General features: G+C 57.7%; 1 protein-coding gene. It reads left to right on the forward strand.

From position 1 onward, the window contains the following. Nucleotides 1-28 precede the first annotated feature (28 nt). A partial coding sequence (locus QD357_RS32605) for a sugar ABC transporter ATP-binding protein (protein WP_414126132.1) occupies nt 29-912 on the forward strand: 884 nt, incomplete at its 3' end.

Here is a 912-nt window from a genome sequence, read left to right on the forward strand (position 1 = left end):
CTCTTCACCCTCGCAGATGGAAGTGTTCATGAGTATGCTTGTCGAGATGGTCAGCATCAACAAGTCCTTTGGTGCGACCAAAGTCCTGTCGAATGTTCAATTTTCGCTTGAACGCGGCTCCGTCCACGCGTTGATGGGCGAGAACGGGGCGGGAAAATCCACGCTGATGCGAATTCTGGCCGGCGTCTATCAACAGACCGCTGGACGCATCCGTCTGCGAGGAGAAGAGGTGACCTTCCGGTCCCCCAAGGAAGCGCGTCTCGCCGGGGTGTCGACAGTGTTTCAGGAGTTCACCCTGATCCCCAATCTCACGGTCGCCGAAAACATGTTTCTTGGACACGAACCGCGGCGTGCCGATGGGTCGATAGACACCGCCGAGGTCGTCGAGCGATCCCGCAAGCTGCTTGCCGACGTTTTCCCTCAACTGGACGCGACGGCGATTGTGGAAACGCTGACGGTTGCCCAGCAGCAGGCAGTGGAAATCGCCAAAGGCCTGACATCCAATGCCGATGTCTTCATTTTCGATGAACCGACCGCGGCACTAAACTCAACGGACGTCGCTCATCTCTTCAAGGTCATCCGCGATCTGAAGGCGCAAAACAAGGCTGTCGTCTACATCTCGCATCGGATGAACGAGGTGTTCGAACTGTGCGACACCATCACCGTCATGAAGGACGGGGCTTGGGTAAAGACAGCCAKGGCAGAAGACTTTAATCTCCAAACGCTCGTGGCAACCATGGTTGGACGCGAACTTCAGAGTTTCTTTCCGCCGAGGGCACAGGCCATTGGATCGCCGATGCTCGTCGTGGCAGGGCTTCGTCTCAATGACCATGGCCCGCCAGTCGGTTTTTCCGTACGCACGGGCGAGATCATCGGGCTCGCCGGGCTGGAGGGCMAGGGGCAGCGTGAAAT

The organism is Rhizobium sp. BR 317 (assembly GCF_047445835.1).
Taxonomy (GTDB): Bacteria; Pseudomonadota; Alphaproteobacteria; order Rhizobiales; family Rhizobiaceae; genus Rhizobium; species Rhizobium paranaense.